The organism is Methylosarcina fibrata AML-C10 (assembly GCF_000372865.1).
In the GTDB taxonomy this organism is placed as follows: domain Bacteria; phylum Pseudomonadota; class Gammaproteobacteria; order Methylococcales; family Methylomonadaceae; genus Methylosarcina; species Methylosarcina fibrata.
Genome location: NZ_KB889965.1, coordinates 2,768,118 through 2,786,632 on the forward strand (window position 1 = coordinate 2,768,118; position 18,515 = coordinate 2,786,632).

Annotated in this window: 16 protein-coding genes; 10 read left to right on the top strand and 6 right to left on the bottom strand. The window is 48.0% G+C overall.

The annotated features are described in order from the left end of the window. Positions 1-2: 2 nt before the first annotated feature. From A3OW_RS24960 to A3OW_RS26490, 4 genes are all read left to right on the top strand, one after another. The gene (locus A3OW_RS24960; RefSeq protein ID WP_157385890.1) at positions 3-2,399 is read left to right on the top strand and encodes a type ISP restriction/modification enzyme; all 2,397 of its coding nucleotides are present in this window, start codon (positions 3-5) and stop codon (positions 2,397-2,399) included. A gap of 53 nt (positions 2,400-2,452) precedes the next feature. Further along, entirely contained in the window at positions 2,453-3,469 is a 1,017-nt protein-coding gene (locus A3OW_RS0113055) for a hypothetical protein (protein WP_020563885.1), read from the top strand. 128 nt (positions 3,470-3,597) lie between these two features. Then, positions 3,598-3,816: a helix-turn-helix transcriptional regulator gene (locus A3OW_RS0113060; RefSeq protein WP_020563886.1), complete on the top strand. Its 219-nt coding sequence runs from the start codon at positions 3,598-3,600 to the stop codon at positions 3,814-3,816. A 9-nt stretch (positions 3,817-3,825) separates the two neighbouring features. After that, positions 3,826-4,407 carry a Rha family transcriptional regulator gene (locus A3OW_RS26490; protein ID WP_020563887.1) on the top strand — a complete coding sequence of 194 codons (582 nt, stop codon included), beginning with the start codon at positions 3,826-3,828 and terminating at the stop codon, positions 4,405-4,407. Positions 4,408-4,437: 30 nt separating this feature from the next. On the opposite strand, the gene A3OW_RS0113070 is transcribed toward A3OW_RS26490, so the two are convergent. Continuing rightward, complete coding sequence (locus tag A3OW_RS0113070) at positions 4,438-5,784, bottom strand: IS5 family transposase (RefSeq protein ID WP_020563888.1); 1,347 nt, start codon at positions 5,782-5,784, stop codon at positions 4,438-4,440. A gap of 324 nt (positions 5,785-6,108) precedes the next feature. Here A3OW_RS0113070 and A3OW_RS0113075 point away from each other — a divergent pair, with 324 nt between their 5' ends. Both A3OW_RS0113075 and A3OW_RS24970 read left to right on the top strand, forming a co-directional pair. Next, positions 6,109-6,462: a hypothetical protein gene (locus A3OW_RS0113075; protein ID WP_020563889.1), complete on the top strand. Its 354-nt coding sequence runs from the start codon at positions 6,109-6,111 to the stop codon at positions 6,460-6,462. Positions 6,463-6,754: 292 nt separating this feature from the next. Continuing rightward, positions 6,755-7,420 carry a hypothetical protein gene (locus A3OW_RS24970; RefSeq protein WP_020563890.1) on the top strand — a complete coding sequence of 222 codons (666 nt, stop codon included), beginning with the start codon at positions 6,755-6,757 and terminating at the stop codon, positions 7,418-7,420. A 336-nt stretch (positions 7,421-7,756) separates the two neighbouring features. On the opposite strand, the gene A3OW_RS0113085 is transcribed toward A3OW_RS24970, so the two are convergent. The 5 genes from A3OW_RS0113085 to A3OW_RS0113105 form a co-directional block, all read right to left on the bottom strand. Beyond that, entirely contained in the window at positions 7,757-8,497 is a 741-nt protein-coding gene (locus A3OW_RS0113085; protein WP_157385891.1) for a hypothetical protein, read from the bottom strand. Positions 8,498-8,604: 107 nt separating this feature from the next. After that, positions 8,605-9,162: a HEPN domain-containing protein gene (locus A3OW_RS0113090; protein ID WP_020563892.1), complete on the bottom strand. Its 558-nt coding sequence runs from the start codon at positions 9,160-9,162 to the stop codon at positions 8,605-8,607. Between the two features lie 68 nt (positions 9,163-9,230). Next, on the bottom strand, positions 9,231-10,169 hold the full coding sequence (locus A3OW_RS0113095; RefSeq protein WP_020563893.1) for an AbiTii domain-containing protein: 939 nt from the start codon (positions 10,167-10,169) through the stop codon (positions 9,231-9,233). A 371-nt stretch (positions 10,170-10,540) separates the two neighbouring features. Next, the gene (locus A3OW_RS0113100) at positions 10,541-11,692 is read right to left on the bottom strand and encodes an IS91 family transposase (RefSeq protein ID WP_020563894.1); all 1,152 of its coding nucleotides are present in this window, start codon (positions 11,690-11,692) and stop codon (positions 10,541-10,543) included. Further along, on the bottom strand, positions 11,689-12,537 hold the full coding sequence (locus tag A3OW_RS0113105) for a tyrosine-type recombinase/integrase (RefSeq protein WP_020563895.1): 849 nt from the start codon (positions 12,535-12,537) through the stop codon (positions 11,689-11,691). Before A3OW_RS0113105 ends, A3OW_RS0113100 begins: the two co-directional genes overlap by 4 nt. A gap of 660 nt (positions 12,538-13,197) precedes the next feature. On the opposite strand from A3OW_RS0113105, the gene A3OW_RS0113110 reads away from it, so the two are divergent. The 4 genes from A3OW_RS0113110 to A3OW_RS0113125 all read left to right on the top strand — a co-directional run bounded on the left by A3OW_RS0113110 (position 13,198) and on the right by A3OW_RS0113125 (position 18,289). Further along, positions 13,198-13,854: an NUDIX hydrolase gene (locus A3OW_RS0113110; RefSeq protein ID WP_232422380.1), complete on the top strand. Its 657-nt coding sequence runs from the start codon at positions 13,198-13,200 to the stop codon at positions 13,852-13,854. An 18-nt stretch (positions 13,855-13,872) separates the two neighbouring features. Beyond that, entirely contained in the window at positions 13,873-14,184 is a 312-nt protein-coding gene (locus A3OW_RS0113115) for a hypothetical protein (RefSeq protein ID WP_020563897.1), read from the top strand. A 108-nt stretch (positions 14,185-14,292) separates the two neighbouring features. Further along, positions 14,293-16,863, top strand: coding sequence for a hypothetical protein (locus tag A3OW_RS0113120; RefSeq protein WP_020563898.1), 2,571 nt, complete (start codon positions 14,293-14,295; stop codon positions 16,861-16,863). Then, positions 16,808-18,289 (top strand): hypothetical protein, encoded by a 1,482-nt coding sequence (locus A3OW_RS0113125; RefSeq protein ID WP_020563899.1) that lies wholly within the window; start codon positions 16,808-16,810, stop codon positions 18,287-18,289. Before A3OW_RS0113120 ends, A3OW_RS0113125 begins: the two co-directional genes overlap by 56 nt. The last annotated feature ends 226 nt before the right edge of the window (positions 18,290-18,515 follow it).

Below are 18,515 nucleotides of genomic sequence, written 5' to 3' on the forward strand. Positions count from 1 at the left end.
AATTGACTGACTACTACGATAGTGTGAAACTCCGAGCCGAAGGCATAGACAACGCCGCCGGCAAACAGAAAATTGTCGTCGAACTATACGACAAATTTTTCCGCAACGCCTTCCCGAAAATGACCGAACGGCTGGGCATCGTTTACACGCCGGTCGAAGTGGTTGATTTCATCATTCACAGCGTCAACCATATCCTGCAAACCGAGTTCGGCCAGACATTGGGCAGTGAAGGCGTACACATCCTCGACCCATTCACCGGCACCGGCACCTTTATCACCCGTCTGCTGCAAAGCGGGCTGATCACCCCGGAACAACTGCCGTACAAATACCAGCATGAAATCCACGCGAACGAAATTGTACTGTTGGCTTATTACATCGCCGCGATCAACATCGAGGCGGTGTATCATGGCTTGGCCGGCGGCGACTACCAGCCGTTTCAGGGCATTTGCCTGACCGATACCTTCCAGCTTTACGAAAAGGAAGACATGGTCGATTCGATGCTGGAGCACAACAGCGCCCGGCGCAAGCGGCAGAAGAAACTCGATATTCGCGTCATTGTTGGGAATCCTCCGTATTCGATTGGACAAGGTAGCCAAAATGACAATAACCAGAACGTGGGGTATCCATATTTGGACAGCCGGATTACGGATACTTATACGGCAATCTCCAGTGCTACTTTAGCCAGAGGTCTTTACGACAATTATATCCGCGCTATCCGCTGGGCCAGCGATCGCATCGGCAACAGCGGCGTGATTGGCTTTGTGACCAACGCCGGTTTTTTGGATGCCAACTCTGCCGATGGCTTGCGGCAATGTTTGGTCGAAGAATTTTCCAGCATTTATATTTTCCACTTACGCGGCAATCAGCGCACCTCTGGCGAATTATCACGCAAGGAAGGCGGCAAGATTTTCGGCGGCGGTAGCCGCGCCCCGATTGCCATTTCCCTATTGGTGAAAAATCCCAATGCCGCTCTGCATGGTCAGATTCACTTCCATGACATCGGTGATTACCTCAGCCGAGAAGACAAGCTGAAAATAATCAGTAAATTCGCCAGTATTGCCGGAATTAGCGAAGCGGGTGGTTGGCAAGTCATTATCCCTGACCAGCATGGTGACTGGCTTAAACAGCGCGATGACCGCTTTGCTGATTACATAGTGCTAGGCGACAAGAAAGGAGACTCTGTTAAGTTATTTGATAATTTCTCACTTGGTGTTTCCACCAGTCGCGACGCCTGGGTATACAACGCCTCCAAAGTCGGCGTTGTGTCCAATATGAGCCGTATGATCAACTTTTACAACAGCGAAGTAGAACGTTTTAATCGGGAACATGCCAAATTAGACAAGAAAGTCCGCGAAACCAAAGTGGACAGCTTTATAAATAACGACCCGACGCAAATAAGTTGGTCAGTTAATTTAAAGCAGGAGTTGGCGAAAGACCGGCGTTATGAATTTGAGGCCGATTGTCTTGTCCTCAGCTTGTACCGCCCCTTTACTAAGCAATGGCTGTATTTCGATCGTCGTTTCAATGAAAGGGTGCTTCAAATGCCGCGAATCTTCCCGGATTCAACGAGTGAAAATCGGGTCATTATTTTTCATGGGCCAGGAGAGATACTTCCTTTCACGGTACTTATGTCAAATGTTGTACCGAACCTACACACGTTACATGGCGGTCAATGCTTTCCACTCTATTTATACGACGACCCGGAAGAAAGCTTCGAATCCACGCCACAAAACACCGACATCTTCGCAGCCCCTGCCGAACAGGTGCGAAATCGCCGCGATGCCATTACCGATGAAGGATTAGCTCACTTCCAAGCCGCTTACCCCGGCGAAACGATCAACAAAGAAGACCTGTTCTATTACGTCTACGGCCTGCTGCATTCGTCGGATTACCGCGAACGCTACGCGGACAATCTGGCCAAGGAATTGCCGCGCATTCCCTACGTGAAAACCTCCGCCGACTTCTGGACTTTTTCGAAGGCCGGCCGCAACCTGGCCGACCTGCACCTGAACTACGAAACGGTCGAAAAATACCCGCTGCAGATCATCGCCCCGGCGCAACTGACCGATGCCGACTACCGCGTCGAAAAAATGCGCTACGGCAAAAACGGCAAGGACAAGGACCTGACCACGCTGCACTACAACGCCAAAATCACCCTGACCGGCATCCCTCTGGAAGCCTACGACTATGTCGTGAACGGCAAGCCGGCGTTGGATTGGGTGGTCGAGCGCCAGTGCGTGAAGACCGACAAGGACAGCGGCATCGTCAACGACGCCAACGACTGGGCGATCGAAACGATGAATAACCCGCGTTATCCGCTGGAGCTGTTCCAGAGGGTGATCACGGTGAGTTTAGAGACGATGAAAATCGTTAATTCCTTGCCTACCTTAAATGTTTAATTATACCCCTTACCCGAATTGCTCCTGATGAATGATTTAAAGGACTCGTATTAATGGAATCTGATACTCAATTTAAAGATTTTGATCTGCTGACTAGTAACGTCCCTTCCTTTCCATTTTCTTATATGCCCGATATTGCATGGCGAGCCAGAGCATTATTGAAACCGTATTCCGCAGAACAAATTTCATGGGTAGCAGGATGGATCAATTCGGCCATAGATGAGTATTTTGAGACAGTCAAAAAAGAAGAAATTGAACGACTACGCCAGGAACTGATTCATCTAGAGAAATATAGAGATGAGGAATGGGATAAAGAAGAAGATGAAGAAGCGGAATATCAAAAGGTCCGTAAATTCTTTCTTTGGGAAGGAGATGAGCATGGTGAATGGGTTTTTAACACTGACTTAGATGATGAGCTGGATATACCCACAGCAGGAAGCATCAGCGAAGTTGATGTACTCAAAGAGTGCGAGGATTTTCTTAGTGAACTTGACGAAAACGAATTGCCCATCAGGAAACCGTTTGAGCATTTTGCTGTGCTGGCTTTGGGGCTTTTATCTAGTACGTTGAGTTGGCTCAACCAAATTGACGGTCCCAGCGACAAATCTTTTGACTCTATTGAAGATTATTTAACCTCCTTCGGCATTGAACGCAAGCCAGTCAAATTTAGTGTTTCGATGGCGGGAGAGCATGCAATAAAGGCAATGGAAGCCGTTTGCCATGCTGAGCATTTACGAGAAGTTGAAGAACTTAAGCAAATACACTTTTTCGAACTGACTAAGAATCAGAATGATTATCAGAATGAGCTGGCTAGACTGCAAGAGGCGGAGCGCCGTAGAAATGCAGAAAAAGTAGCCCGTCTGAATGAATTAAAAAAGAAAAAAAGAGAAGATGCTAAAGATAAAGTAATCAAAGAGTGGTTGAAAGATACTAGTAGATTCCCAAGTGCTGACCAGGCTGGATCCTATTTCTCTGATTGGCTCGCAAATATCAACATTACATTTGTACCCAGAACTGTAGCTAACTGGATCCGTGAAGAAGCAAAAAAAAGAAACATTCGATTCAGATAAGCAGTCTCCGATCGGAAACTGTACGTTTTTCAGATGGGCTCCGTACGGACTCGATTCGTCAAGCCTTTTTTTACTTACTTAGGCATTGCAGGATATTACCGTCTTAACTTGGACGGAGAAAATCCTCAATGCACAATCTGTTTGCTCATACCGCCTTTCTCAGGCTTGTTCAAATCGTCGGCGATCCCAAAGCCGAACCTCCAATTCCTGCCCTCATCCCAGTCAGCAAGTCAACATGGTGGCAAGGAGTCAAAGATGGCCGTTTTCCTAGACCCGTAAAACTTGGGCCACGCACCACCGCCTGGAAGACTGAGGATATCCTGGCTTTGATTAAAAGCATGGAGTAAGGAGGCGCCATGGCTAATAACAAAAAGACCGCTGGGTTTAGTAATACTCATGCGGCCCATCTCCAAAAGAACAATGATTTTACCAGCACATCCTTTGGACTGATCGTTCACGGTGAAAGGAATCAGATTACCGTTGATAGCAGGACGATTGCAAAAGAATTTGCACGCGAACATAAAAGCGTTCTTCGTGCGATTGATAGTTTGATTTCTGACGGAACAATCTCACGGCACGAATTTGTGCCGCGAGATTACATTATTAGAGGTAAAAAATATCGTTGCTACGAACTTAATGAAGGAGGCTTCTTAAAATCTATGCCATTTATTGGTGGAAAAAAATCCCGAGAAGGCCAAAAGCGATTGGTAGATGAGTTTCTCGATTTGCGTCAAAAATTAGACAGGCAAGCCAAGGAGCGGGCGACCCCAGCATATCAGGTAGCAAGATTGTCTGGTAAAGATGCCAGAGCGATTTTAACAGACGCTATTCAGGATTTTGTCGAGTATGCCAAAGGACAAGGCAGCCGGAACGCAGCTCGATATTTTACAAATATAACCAATGCTGTCTACACGGCTTTGCTAATTAGTCGTCCCTGAAAAAGTCATTTTTTTGAAAAAAACAGCTCATTAGGAAACATAAACAGATTCCTGAACCGTTTTATTTTGTAAAAACCGGCAGATGGCTTCCCCGATTTCCGGCCAAAAAATCCTCAACCGCCTGAGGATTAAACGCATGTTGTGTCCAGCGGCGCAGAGAACGGCATTCATGGCATCACCGAGTTGGCCTTTCAGGTAATTTCTGCTCAGCAAGCCATCGTTCTTCATGTGTCCAATCACCGGCTCGATGGCATTGCGCCGTTTTAACGCGGTTTTCAACCGTCGGGTATGGACTCCCCGTTTTTGCCTTGACTTGTACAGGGTGACACCGGGTATTTCTCGCCCCCGATAGCCCAAATCCACAAAAGCTTCTTTGGCTCGGGTACCGCTCAGGATTTCAGCTTGTTCCAGGCAGGAGTACAAGGTATCGCCGTCATAAGGATTGCCGGGAAAGCTCCTGGCGCCCAGCACGAAATTACTTTTATTGGTCACCGTGATGCCGACTTTGACGCCGAACTCGTATTTTTTGTGTGCTTTCCCTTTACTGATGCATTCCACTTCCGGTGCATGAAAGCTGTAGAGTTTGTTTTTGTCGGTGTGTTTCTGATTCAGTATCCGCTGGGTTTTGGCCAGGGCGTCCTGAAGCCCCCTTTGCGCGGCCAGCTCCTGTTGCGGCAGTTGCCGCAGGATATCCCGATAAACACGACCGACCAGGGTTTTCAGTTGCTTCAGGGCTTTTTGCTTACGCTTCATTTGCTTGGCATGATGATAACGATGCGATTGCACTAACAGCAGCGGTGCCTTTTTATTGTAGTTCTGTCGCAGGGGCAGCCCGTGTTCTCCAGCCAGCTTGACCAGCTCCCGACGGCATTTTTCGTACAACTTGCCGTCCGTCGGAAAGCCAACCGCTTTTTCCTGAACGGTNGTATCGACGGTGACCGATTGAAAATCTCGTTTCTTCACGGTCCGGGTAGCGACGCCCGCCTCGATCGTCAATAACAACAGCCACTCACAGCCGGCTTCACCGATCCGTTGCCGCCATTTCGTCAGCGAGGTCGGATGACAGGGAACCTCATGCTGAAAAAAGGTTTCGCCACAAAAGTACTGCCAATAACCGTTTTCAACCCAGCGTTTAACGACCGCTTCATCCGATAAACCTTCCGCATGTTTCAGATAATGCAATCCGGCGATCAAACGGGTCGACAACGCCGGGGCGCCTTGTTCTGCTTCAAAAAACGGGCCGAATTCTTCGTCCAGCCGAGCCCAGTCTATTTTGCTGGCCAATCGATAAAGTTCATGTTTCGGGTTCAAAAACTCGTCCAGGCGAGTTTTGAAAAGGTCATTTTGCACAACTTCCTGAGGACGTTTGGGCTTCATTTTTCGGTGAAAATTTGCAAGAAAATAAAACCCATTTTAACATTTTCTTGCAATTTTTGACCTCATAAATATCCATTTATATGATATTAATCAATTTCTTATGAATTAATCAGGGACGACTAATTATCGAACCCAAAGCTACTGGTGTACGCGAACTCTTGAATGCTATCCAGTTGTCTACCCTTAGCACGCTTGAGCTGAAGGCCGCGCAGACACTCACGGAATGCATGGTAAGGAAAGAATCTTATCGCGATATATATCGAGCTGTCAGAGCTTCTTTGAATGGCTTGTTAATCGAGCGCGGTATGCTGCTGAGGTAAGGTAATGGCGTTGAAGATAAGAAAAAAACAGTATATTGCTCAGGATGTCGACATGATTCGTTCTCCAGCTTATCAGGATTTAAGCGGAAATGCCGTAAAGCTTCTTATTCTGATGCAAACTCATTGGCGCATGTATGAGCCTATTGCCTATAGTGTCACTGAGGCACAGAAACGCGTAGGGTGCTGTCGGGGGATTGCTCATGCTTGCTTTAAAGAATTGGAAAGCCATGGATTCATAAAGCTGATGCTTGAGGGGCATTTCAGCAAACAGCTGGCGCGTAAATGGCGTCTGACCTTTCGCGAATTTAATGATCAAAAACCTACTGATGAGTGGCGTAATTGGCAACCAGAAAATTAATTTACTTATTCACTATTTGAACGCTGCATGTCGCATGGTGAACAAGTCATGCTGCATAGTGAACAGATGTTCATTATATGAACGCCTTTTAAATAAATTCAATAACTTAGGATTACTAAATTCGGCCTTCAGTGTTCACTATTCGGGATGTACCTATTATTTACCATATCCCATGGCCTGAACTGGCAAGAAATCGGTAAGGGAAATAGATCCAGGAAGGCCGGCGGCAGACAGGCTACAACGATTAAGAATTTTAACTTAACCATATTTACTCAATTTGGATATTGAAATAATGACAATAAAAAAGAAAATACCCTCCAATAAAGCCCAGAGGGCTAAAACTAGCAAAGAAAAAGAAAATAACCAGGGCCATAAGATCAAGGAAAAAAATAGAGAGCAACTGCTGGCTGAGTTTGGATTAATGCCCACTTGTGGCAACGCTCTAGCCGCCCAGGCTTTTCTTAAAAGCTCCGTAGGTGATCCGGGATTTATCGAAACTCATGCTGCTATGTCTAAGTCTGTAAAAAAGGTAGTGGCGGGAGAAACGAAAATAGTTGAAGCAACTTTAATAGCCCAGGCAATTACACTCGATAAAGTATTTGTCGATCTGATAAGGCGAGCAGCGGCAAATATCGGACAACACGAAAGGGCAATGGAAACTTACATGAAGTTGGCACTGAAAGCACAATCCCAATGCCGGACAACCTTGCAAACTTTGGCCGAAATTAAAAACCCTCGTCCAGTGGCTTTTGTGAAGCAGGCAAATATAGCGCATGGACACCAGCAAGTGAATAATGGCAATATTACCTCGCGCGCGGAAAATTTTGAAAAAAACTCAAACGAACTATTGAAGGCAAACCATGGCGAACGGCTGGACCCCAGAACGACGGGCGCGACAAGCAGCCTTGATACTAACTTGGAAACCATGGAAACAGTCGACGGGACCGCGAAGCGATAACGGCAAATCCATCAGTTCAATGAACGCAAAAACTCACGGCTTAAGATCGAAAGAATGGCGGATAGCGGAGAATGAATTCAGGGAATATTTCCTTCGATGCCGTGAGTTTAGTGATGAATTGGAGACTTGATGCAAAAGTTTGAATCAGACCAGACAATTTTAGATATTAGTTTAGATTGAATCCGACATTGACGATCTCAGTTCGGCCATTTTCTGCCGGTCGCTCTACATTTATCAGTGGCCGCTGTAGGTCACAAATTGCTCGCCCAACGCAAAGGTCACCGGCGCCCATCATGGTGTCCGGTGCACCGCTTTGCTGGGCGTATGGAGTGGAACTCACCACAGCGCCATCTCTATGTCGCATGGGCGCCAAGTTTGTTGGCCAATTGCCATTGGGTCAGGATCAGCAAACGAAACACCAGCTGCATTGAGACGCGCTGCTTCTGCTTGAAGCAAAGGCACATACACAGCGTTGTACTCAATCCTATTGCCCTGCGTGTCGTTTATGTAATTGTCATTTAGACGCAGACCGAAGTTCGTAAAGTTACCTGGATTGGTCACTAGTCCGGCAACTCTGGAATCGACTATGCCGTATTGTTCCGGGAACAGGAAGCGAAGGAAGGCACTGGCTGTCGCAATTCGGACACCGCCGATCTGGAATAGAGCCACATTTGGCTCAGGCGGATTACCTGCATGGAAGGTGTATGCGTTCATCAGTTGATCAACTGTGCAAAGATTCCATTTTGCTAATACGTTATTCCTGGCTCTATCTGGCCTACCACCTTGACTCGCCATCTTCCAGTGAACAAGAGCAAGTGAAACATTTTGCAAATTGCAGATGTGATTTGGTGTCCTAGCTACTGACGGAGTCTGTACATAGTCACTGAAGACTTCCTGCATAAGGCATTCAAACCTTCGAATTGAGATTCCGTCCGCATGAGGGACTCCGGGATAGATCCCAATACTCGCATGCTCAGCGACATTAGGCGTTGGCAGAAGATTGACTGCTGTATCTGGGGCTGAGTAATTATAGGCTTGACGTCGGGCAATGTATTGCTGGGGTGTTAAGATTGGCATTTAGAGACTTCCTTATGGATTCATGATGAAGGATAGATTTTCTGCCCAACGCTTCGCGTAACCGGCGCCAGAAGGCGAAGCGCAGCGTAGCTTTCTGACGTCCGAGTTCACGCGATTGTTAGAATTTCGGCCAGGAATGCATCAGTTGCTCCCACCAAGTCCTGGATAAATCGTATGTGTTTTCGGAGGTCTTCTCTCGTGACCGCGTGTGGTGTTGATTGGCCGGGACCTGGACGCCATGACCGGTGAGCGATATCACCCCGCTTTTTTGCGATTTTATTGAGCTCAGCACGAGCGCGGGCTGGGTCGTAGTGGTTCCAAGCCCAGCCCTCCGTTACGTCAACGCCCAGGTATTTGGCAAAAATCACCTTGACCCTGTCAGTACTTGGTGTGTGGAAGTACTTGAGGTCGTTTTCGAGCGATTCTTTATAGAACCGCACAAGCCGGCTCGCCTCTGATCCGCGGCCAGACACTTCATCAGCTGCTTCCACAACCCGATCTTCCACATAGGTTTCCAAAGCCGCGAGGGCCATCACTAGGCTTGCACGTTTAAGGACTTCTGCTTCCGGCGGCGGCGGTTGGCTGTTCAAAGCGTCAAAATGATTGAGGAGGTCGATTGCATCCTGAATCGCATGCTCAAATGTTTCGATTGCTCTTGATTTCATTCTTGTAACTCTAATGTTGCCTTCAGCGACGCGGGCGCGTTAGCGACTGCGTCCACTGCAAGGCTTTGTTAAACAATTTTCTCCGGCAGGTGAAGAATTTCACCGATCACGAGATATGTATTTAAGAATAGAGCTCGCGCCTCCTCGACTGTCACGTCATTGTGAACACCTGCGGATACTCGATCATATAAATTTGCAATATTTTGTCGAAACCGTTTTTTACGTGAGTCGCTACCTACCCTTTGATGGATATAGGCATTTATTCTGTTTTGGTGTTTATTTGCAGTAAGAGAAAGTTGATTACCACCAATTTCGATCGCTCCATCTTGAGGAGGAAAAATTGCATCGGCGAACGAATCAATTACTCTCCTGCAACTAGTTAAGGCATGACTAATTGCCTCTTGATCGCCCTCTGCCAATCGCGACATAACCGAGGGTATTTGCTCTAAAATATCTCCGCACGTTTCGCCAATTAGAGTATCGACATCTCGCTTGTACCGTTCAAATATCGATTCTGATAAGCTATCGAACTGCTTTTCGTAATATATTTCGGTCACAAACGAGTGCATTTGCGCCAGCACCTTGGTCCTAATTCCGCTTAGACGCGAAATATTGTTGGCGCATGCAGTCATGGCATTAGTGACGTTAGCTATTGCAACGCTAGCCCACTCACCGCTTGAGTCGGGCGTTCTCAGTGATGCCAGCTTTGCTTTCTCGGCATCAATAGCGGCCGCTTGCTGTGCAAGCGGCCCCCAATATCCAGTTTGTTTCTCCCCATCAATCCAGCGGCCCGTTATCCCCATATATTTCAACGAAATCGGATTGGAGCCGTTGTAGCCGCCCATTTCCATCTTTAGCCAATAACGAATTTCTTCGGAGCCAACCCAGCGCGCTAACCGTGAAGCTTTCAAAACCAAGCTTTCCGCACTGGTTCGACTGAGCTCAATGTCATCGAGTAGTTCCTTGGCGAGTTCAAGGATATGTTCCGATCTGCTTTGCTCTGCCACGAGCTGTTCCTTGCTTTACGCTTAACAAATAAGCATTTTATCTGTCGTGCGCAAGCATGACAGATAAATGTGTGTTGGACTAAGCCGCTCTGGATGTTTGGCTTAGCCCGCCTTCTTTATTAATGGGGATTGTATTGTTTTCGAGCAGGGTTGTCCAAGATTTATCGGCTTTCTATGGACGTTAGTCTTGTTTGTAACTGACCGATTAGCTTCTGATAGGTCCGTCGAGGGAAGGATTTATTCAATTTTGTTCGCTTCATTTGTTAGTTTTTCGGTTTTTTCTTTCTCTCGGCCGCACGGTATCCCAGGCCTTTTGGCGCCTGTGGACGGGCTGTGCCGTTCCTGGCTTAAGCTTCCGATCGGTTTATCGCTTAGCCATACTCTATGCGCTTGGGCGCTATCTCTCCGACGACGATCATACGGCCTGTTTGGCATTGCGGACATAACTGCGGTTTTTCAATGATCGGCGCGGTAACGGGCTGACTGTTTACAACTTCCTGCTCGACGATCTCTTGCTCGGCTATGGCTTGCAGAGTATGCCGGATTTGCGCCAGCTTTTGTCGCCGGCATCGGTTGGCGAGAAAGCCGTAATGGCGAATGCGCATGAACCCGATCGGCAAAATATGCCATAAGAAGCGTCGAATCAGTTCTTCACCGCCCAACACCATGACTTTGTTGCGGTCATGATCCCGGTAGTCCTTGTAGCGCAGATGCACTTGGTCTTCGTCTATCTGCCGGATCCGCCCATTACTGAGTGCGGTTTTGCGACTGTAGCGGGCCAGATACTGGACCACTGTTTCGGCTTGGTTGAGATAGGCTTTGGTGTACACCACCCAGTCTGTTTGCATGAGCTCACGGAGTCGCGTATCGATTTCCGCAGGACGCGTGATCCGTTGCAGTTCACCGCGTTGCGCACTGTACCGCAGGCGGCAAACCATTCGACCCCGAAAAAATCGGGACAAGGCCCGGACCGGAAACAGGTAATTGCTTTTGGCCGGATGCCAGTCGCCTGCTTCGGTCAAGGCGCCGCCGGCGACCAGGCAGTGCAGATGCACATGCCGACTCAGATTTTGCCCCCAGGTATGCAAGACCGCGGTCATCCCCAGGGTGCCGTGCAATCGTTTCGGGTCTTGGCCAAAATGATCCAAGGTTTCCCAAACGCTCTGGAATAAGCACCGGTAGATCACTTCGGGGTGCAGTTCGATCCAGCTATTGAGCGTATGCGGCAGTGTGAACACCAGGTGATAGTAGGTCACCGGCAGAACCGCCTGCAACTGCTGTTGGCACCAGGCTTGTTGGGCTTGGCCCTGGCATTGCGGGCAATGGCGGTCACGGCAGGAATGATACTGCGGCTGCTCGAAGCCGCACTGCCCGCAACGCCGTCGCAGGCCACCCAAGGCTTCGGTGCGGCATTGTTCGATATGCCGGCAGGCTTTTTGCTGAATCGGGGTGAGCGCATGCTGCGTCTGATAGGCGGGCAGAAATCGCTCGAAGACCGCCTGCAAGCCGACGTCGCCGCTCATAACGGCTGCTCCAGTTGGGCCAACAGGTCGCCGCCGCTTCGGCTTTCCTGATAACCCGGCACCCAATGGACATAACGCAAGGTCGAGCGGATATTCTGATGGCCCAGCTGATGCTGCAGTTGATGCAGCGGCATGCCGGCTTCCAGCTGATGGGTCGCATAGGCGTGACGCAGGCTGTGAATGCCGCCGATCTTGTCGACCCCGGCGCGTCGTTTGGCCTCCGAAAAAAGCTTTTGCGCACTGGCAATACTCAACGGCGAGTGGGGATCGGCACCGGGAAACAGCCATTGCGGCGGCCGCAGTTCACGCCAATAGGCACGCAATAGCTGCAATAAAGTAGGCGACAGGATCACGGCCCGATCCTTAGCGCCTTTGCCTTGTTCCACTCGCAGCAGTCGCCGTTCGCCATCCAGGTGGCGAATCTGAATCGACACCAATTCACTGACACGAAGTCCGCAACCGTAACAGGTCGACAGTAACATGCGGTGTTTGAGGTTGCCGTGGGCCGCCAGGATGCGGCTGACTTCACTGCGCATCAGCAGTTCCGGAATGCGTTGTTCTTGTTTAGGCACCTGCAGCTTGACGCCAAAGCTGTCCTGGCCGAGGACGTGCAGATAGAAAAAACGGAGCGCATTCAGATACAAGCGGCAAGTGGCCGGCGAGAGGTGGCGTTCTTTGACCAGTGCGAGGAAGAACCCTTGCAGTTCTTCCCCCGACAGTTGAGCCGGCGAACGATGATAATACTTCGCCAACTCGGCGACAGCCATCAGATAACTGCGCTGGGTTCTCAGAGCCATGCCGCGTACCAGCATGGCATCGATCATTTTTTGACGTAACGGAGTCATCACATTTCTCCTCTAAAGACTGACCAACAGCGGTCAATCAGGAGTGTGCGACTTATTGTTACGAAAGGGAAATTTAGAGCTGTGCCAAGGCACCGCGCAGCGGTTTAGTTCAACAAATTATTATCTAATTCAGTATATTTACACTTAACTTTATTCGACCGCAAGCGACAATAGAATTAAGAAGCCCAACACCTGAATTACTAGGCGGGGTAACACATATTTTCTGGATAATAAACAAACCAAGATAACCACTAAGGTGCATTTTGAATGACCGAAATATCGGCATGAACTGACGTTTGAAAGACAGGATAAATGGACCGGTTAGGGTCGAACTGAGACATTCAATGTCTGTTGCAGTTGAGATTAATTTTTTAAAGGGTTGGATCAAGTTCAGATTTTTACATATTAAAAAACCCGCATTCCGCCCCATGGGAATGCGGGTCAAAAATAGGCATTTTGCTTATCTCTCTTCAATAAGCTATTTGAGTATAGTCCATTTGTAAAAAATGATAGCATTCGGTCTCAACCCTGGCTTTGCAATTGTTTCCGCAGCACGATATGCTGGAGGTCCGTAGCGAAAACGCCGGGCTCCCTGTCCCCCAAACCCGACCGGAACCACCGTTTCTAATCCCAATTGCTTAACAACCTCAGGACGATCCTTTGAATATCAATACGATGAAACACATTCATCCCTGCCGGGACGATAACGGCGATGAGGTCATTATTCATTGCCCCAGCACTCCTTCACCCATAGAGGCTTTTGCCGATCCTCAACGCATCGCGGCGGTAGTGCCGGGGGGTAAAACGCCATCCGAATTAAACGGCATTCCTTTGATGGCGTGGGCATCGGTTCCAGGCTCCTTGGCGGAATGGGCGCAAGTGCCCGGTCAAGCCGCGATCGATGAGCCGCCGATGAAACCACAGCCCGGCAGAAAGCTGTCCGCTGGCGTGGTCACGGTGGAGCAGGATGGTCGTTTTTGGGTGGTCTCGCCCACGAATGCATTTGGCGGCTATAAGGCGACCTTTCCCAAGGGAACCCTCGATCCGGGCATTCCACCTCAGGCGGCAGCCATTAAGGAAGCCTTTGAGGAGTCGGGGCTGCAGATCGAGATTATCGGATGGATTGGGGATTTTGAGCGTAGCACTTCAGTAACTCGCTATTATTTCGCGCGGCGTCTAAATGGCAATCCGGCAGCTATGGACTGGGAAAGTCAATGCGTGATGCTGGTGCCGCAAGACAAGCTGTTCACTGTCCTAGACCATCCTAACGACAAGCCATTAATAGCCGCTGTCCTTACCAAGCTGGCAGCAGTATAAATTTTAAAGAGGTTTTCTATGTGGATTTTTCTGACCGATTCATTTTTGAGTATCGTAGACAAGGGCGATGATTCAGGTAAAACATTACTGGTCAGAGCGCGCCGTGCCGGAGATATTGAAAAAGTATTCCCTGATGCCAAAATACAAGTTGGCGTTGGCACGGATTACCTGTTTCGCGCAAGAATCGACCGTGAAAAAGTCGCCAACGCGATTGCTGAGTCAGCACGATCTATTAATTATAGCAATTTCAAAAGCAAAGTCACCGACCATGAAAGACATGATGCCTATATGGATTGCTGGTCTGCGATGTATGCCTATCAGCGAGAATAATAAACTGGCATCAGGCATGCGGTAATGCTCGGCAGCCGCTAAAAGCGCAGCTTCGGTATTGTTCGATAAATATTGTTTTGAATTGTTTGCGATTGGGTAGTAATCAAGATGGACGATTTTGAAGACGACTATAAAAAGGCAATAGAAGCAGGGCAGCGCAATATCCGAGCAACAAAGCTTCTTAGCAATTGGTGTTTCCATGCCGAGTTCGTAAGGTCTCCAGGCAGAGGAATAATTGAAGCTCAAACTGGTCTCCCAATCGGGCATATGGGCGTCCAGTGCAAATTTTCCAAGAAGAATTCAATGCTCTGTTGGTTGTTGGAAGATGCTGCATATGACTTCTATCAAAACAACTGCAAGGGATGCAAAGAACGCGTTTCCGTTGGCTTTCCTAATATTTTGATGTTCATTGAGCCGAGAGAAAAAGCTGCTGAGCAGCGAAAGCTGGAGCGTGAGGGAGAAGCGCGTAAGAGGAAGCAAGCGCAGACAAATAGACGACTGGAGCGTGCAGAGCTTCGTTACGAACTCTCTCTGGAAGAAACCCACGTGCTTGATCTTTTAGATGAGCTTGATCAGGAAGACATAGCAACAGACGACCCGCGTCTGGAGCAACTTGCAAACCTTGCCCCTGAAACGTTTACCAGAAAGGTGATTGAGCATCTCTTGCCAGCTGCGCTGCACGAATACTTGCCGTATTCTAATCCTGCAGCGAGAGCATTGGTCAGAACACAGTTAGAACCAGACGAAAAGCTCTCGGTAGCAGTGCGTTTGGTTAGTAGTTATGAGGAATCACCATTGGCTATTGATGTGGTTCTGTCGGACGCTGAGAAACTTTCCCAAAGCGACCTGATAAAGGTTTTACATCGCTTTGTGTCAATGGCTCTAAGGCCGCCACCTGGATTGCACTTTGGAGACAGCGAGCCAATTAGACTTGATGCCAAACCAATTAATTCTCTCTTTCAGAAAAAGCGAGCTGAGATTTGCGCGGAGGTTGACGCACTTATATGTGATGCGGATCCAGTAAAAATAGAGTTTGCAGTTAAGATCATACTCGCGACGGATAGTGATGAGCTGTTTTCAAGACATGCAAGAAACGTCTTAGCCAATCTAATGCGCAGGCGAATTTTGCTTCCTGGAGAACGGAGAGATAGCAGCTTACTTTATTATCTTCGGAAAGCTGCCTCGAAGAGTCTCGGACGTTCTCCAGAGGAAACAGACAAGATCATCCAATCGTACCTCGCTGACAACGACGATACCGGAAAAGAAGAAGCTCATAGAACCTATAAATCGATGCTGAAATACCGCTATCGAGAAATGGTACAGATAGGAACAGCACAAAGGATAGCGTTTAGAAGATTGCTTTGGGCTGCCGTAGAAAACCCAGAGAACGGCATGGGTAATGCTGATCAGTTCTTTAAAAATTCTTGCGATGAGTTTGTCCAGCTCGCTGTTGAAAATTTCGATGAACTGATAGGTGCTGCAGCAACCCTCAGCGTGAAGTATAAGCAAATCGATGCAGAGCCAATTCTGGAATTGAGTGACAATGTATTCGCCCAGATGGACAAAAGTAACAAACGCTCAGCAATTGACAGTTTACAGAGGGCGCTCATCAAGTGGGCTGCGGCTGGAGCAAAATTTAAGGGACAAGAGGGGATTGAAGAGTTTTTAGGGGTTTATCGGAGATTGCCCGAGAATCAAACACAAATGCGAGGGAGCATGATTGTTCATGTTTCGGAATTGCTCACAGGAGTCGAAAGTCTCACTCTAGTACTCTCGGACTGGTATCGTGCTCTTATGGATGAGAGCTCACTGGTTCGTGCTAGAGCTGTGCAAGCATGGGAGAACGTACCATACGACTTGGTGAAGAACTTCCCTGATCTGTTCTTTGAAGCATTTTCCGTTTTGCTAACGGACCCATATGTTATTGTTCATCGGTCGGCTGTTCGTTCACTGAGGTATGGTCCTTTTCCTAAAGAAAAACGGAGCCTTATAAAGACAAGACTCTGGCAACTGGTTATTTACTATTCCAAAAAAAAGAAAGAGGACTTCGTTGTTGACTGCATTGATGTACTTGCGCGTCACTGCCTTTCGCCTGAAGAAATAAATGGAAAACTTGGGCAGCTGCTTTCAGGTATTTTGCTCAGCTTGGAACAGGGCGCTCTTTATCATGCTGTTGATCGTTTGCACTATAGCTTTAAAGGGGTTCCTGGTTTCGCGAAGGTGGCATTGAAGTCAATTCAAGATGAGTATACCCGCTCCATTTCTATCGAAGACTGTACCTCCGCAATCTTGAAAGCGCCACGCAATGAGCTTCAAAACTGTGTAGATGACATCAAGAAGGCATTCGAGGCACTCAGACCATTTAGGCCAGAAGGCTTTATTGAGGCTCTTCTATATGCAGCCGCGTTAACCAAGGCAGGAAATTTTGAAATTGCAAGTAGTTGTTTCAAGGAGTTGATGACAAGTATCCACTTGGAAGATCGAAATGAAAAGTGGCGGCTTGAGGCCACTTTAGTCGCTATAGCTGCCGATATTGAACACGCAATAGGAGCAGGAGATGGAGAGACATTTGTTGAGTTGATCGAAAAGTGGACTAGTCTTCTGTCTGAATTGGAGAAAGAGAATGAGGAACAAGCCAAACTTCGAGATTTTCCACCAAGCTTTTTCTTCGAGGATTGAGATTGCCGCAGCACTTGCAGAGACTCTGAAGCCTTCGCCAAGTGGCTGTGAGCGCCTAAAAAAAGCTTGCCTGGAGCTTGAAGCAACCATCTCTGAGATCGGTCAAGGTGATGTCGAGGATCAGTATCGCGCGTATCATACCGCCATTGCCATTTTCGTGGTTTTGGCTGAGTGGAAGCACGCTTTACGCAATGCTGAATCAGATGCTCAAAGGTTTTTGAGTTCGGCGAAGCTAAAAGCGTCAGAGATTGATAAATCTTTGAGTTTTACCGCCGATGAGCAGCTAGAAGCGTTTCTGGATCAAGTAGAAAGTCTTAAGAATGTGGGCGAATTGACCGCCATACAAGATCAGTTGAAACGATGGACCTTGCCGCTCCTCTTGTTCGCTAATCTTCGGGTTCGAACTTTTGGAGGGCTTCGCGTTCCTGACTCCAATGGAGATTCAGAAGAGCCTGAGAAACTCGAAACGACTGTAGCATTCTTGAAGTTTGATATCGATGGAGAACCTGCCAAGAATTTGAACTACCTTAATCCTGAGACTGCGTATGACCTTACCATAGAAGTCCGAGTTTCAAATTGGCCAAAAGCCGCCAGTGTCCTCTCGTTGATGCCTGTAACAATGGATATCCGTGAGCGTGACTGGTTGCCTAGTTTCAGGTTCATGAAACCAGAAGGTAATGGCCCATTCATTCTTACAGGCACTGGCCGGGCGGTTCTAAAGGTGGCTCATTCATTTGGCTCAAGACCATATGAGTTCCTTTACGCGGCTGAGTTCAACGGTACAGGGAAATACCGGGATGTTGCAATTGTAGGACATCGCCGTCTGCTTTTGGAGGGAAGTGATGTTGCTTCAAATCCTTTGAGTGGATTTTCAAATGTTGATCGGCATCTCCTCAGCGTTCGCAACAAGTTGAGAACCTTCCCCGGTTTGCATTCAGATGATGTTGCTAACACAATGATAATACTTGGTGGGCTAGGTAACATAGCTGCACAAGCTTTGAAAGGAGGCTTGTTCGAGACTGGTACGTCAGAACAACAATTCCAAAACAAAGCCACTGAGATGCTTCGAAATCGGCGTGATATTGGTGAGCACTTGCAAGGTCACCCCGAAGCAGCAGGTGGGATCACTGATCTCACATTCCGAGACATTCCGATCGAGTTGAAAGTTGAGAACAGCAAAGTTCTGTTTCCGAAGGATTTCTCTAAATTTTTCGATCAGACAGCTGCTTATTCAATCGGGCTAGGGAAGCGAATTGGTGTGCTGTCCGTACTCGAAGCCTCACCGAAATCAGCACCCGTTGGCGTTGTAGAAGACGATATTGAGGTCTTTCTTCATCCGACTGGCCAGTTATCAATTTTAATTGTCGTGGTTGTTGTTCGGGGTGGCTTCCCTAAACCTAGTTCTTACTCTAAGTCAAACCGGTAGTTCCGAAACCATGTAATACTCGCTTATGTGCTAGCTATAGAGAAATCGTGGATAAACCAGAATAGCACTAACTTTAACTAACCGAGGCTCCATTGATTAACTCGTGAATGCTTTTGAGCGACCATTCACAAACTAAGAGTGGTCGGCAGCTTTTGGCCGTAGTGCTCTTTGGTAATTGAACTGACACTTTCGATCCGTTGCGATCTATCGCTCCATCTGATTCAAC

Coding starts and splice junctions, on each gene's coding strand:
- A3OW_RS0113055 (WP_020563885.1), top strand. CDS start 2,453: ATGGAATCTGATACTCAATTTAAAGATTTTGATCTGCTGACTAGTAAC.
- A3OW_RS0113060 (WP_020563886.1), top strand. CDS start 3,598: ATGCACAATCTGTTTGCTCATACCGCCTTTCTCAGGCTTGTTCAAATC.
- A3OW_RS26490 (WP_020563887.1), top strand. CDS start 3,826: ATGGCTAATAACAAAAAGACCGCTGGGTTTAGTAATACTCATGCGGCC.
- A3OW_RS0113075 (WP_020563889.1), top strand. CDS start 6,109: ATGGCGTTGAAGATAAGAAAAAAACAGTATATTGCTCAGGATGTCGAC.
- A3OW_RS24970 (WP_020563890.1), top strand. CDS start 6,755: ATGACAATAAAAAAGAAAATACCCTCCAATAAAGCCCAGAGGGCTAAA.
- A3OW_RS0113085 (WP_157385891.1), bottom strand. CDS start 8,497: ATGCCAATCTTAACACCCCAGCAATACATTGCCCGACGTCAAGCCTAT.
- A3OW_RS0113090 (WP_020563892.1), bottom strand. CDS start 9,162: ATGAAATCAAGAGCAATCGAAACATTTGAGCATGCGATTCAGGATGCA.
- A3OW_RS0113100 (WP_020563894.1), bottom strand. CDS start 11,692: ATGAGCGGCGACGTCGGCTTGCAGGCGGTCTTCGAGCGATTTCTGCCC.
- A3OW_RS0113105 (WP_020563895.1), bottom strand. CDS start 12,537: ATGACTCCGTTACGTCAAAAAATGATCGATGCCATGCTGGTACGCGGC.
- A3OW_RS0113115 (WP_020563897.1), top strand. CDS start 13,873: ATGTGGATTTTTCTGACCGATTCATTTTTGAGTATCGTAGACAAGGGC.
- A3OW_RS0113120 (WP_020563898.1), top strand. CDS start 14,293: ATGGACGATTTTGAAGACGACTATAAAAAGGCAATAGAAGCAGGGCAG.
- A3OW_RS0113125 (WP_020563899.1), top strand. CDS start 16,808: ATGAGGAACAAGCCAAACTTCGAGATTTTCCACCAAGCTTTTTCTTCG.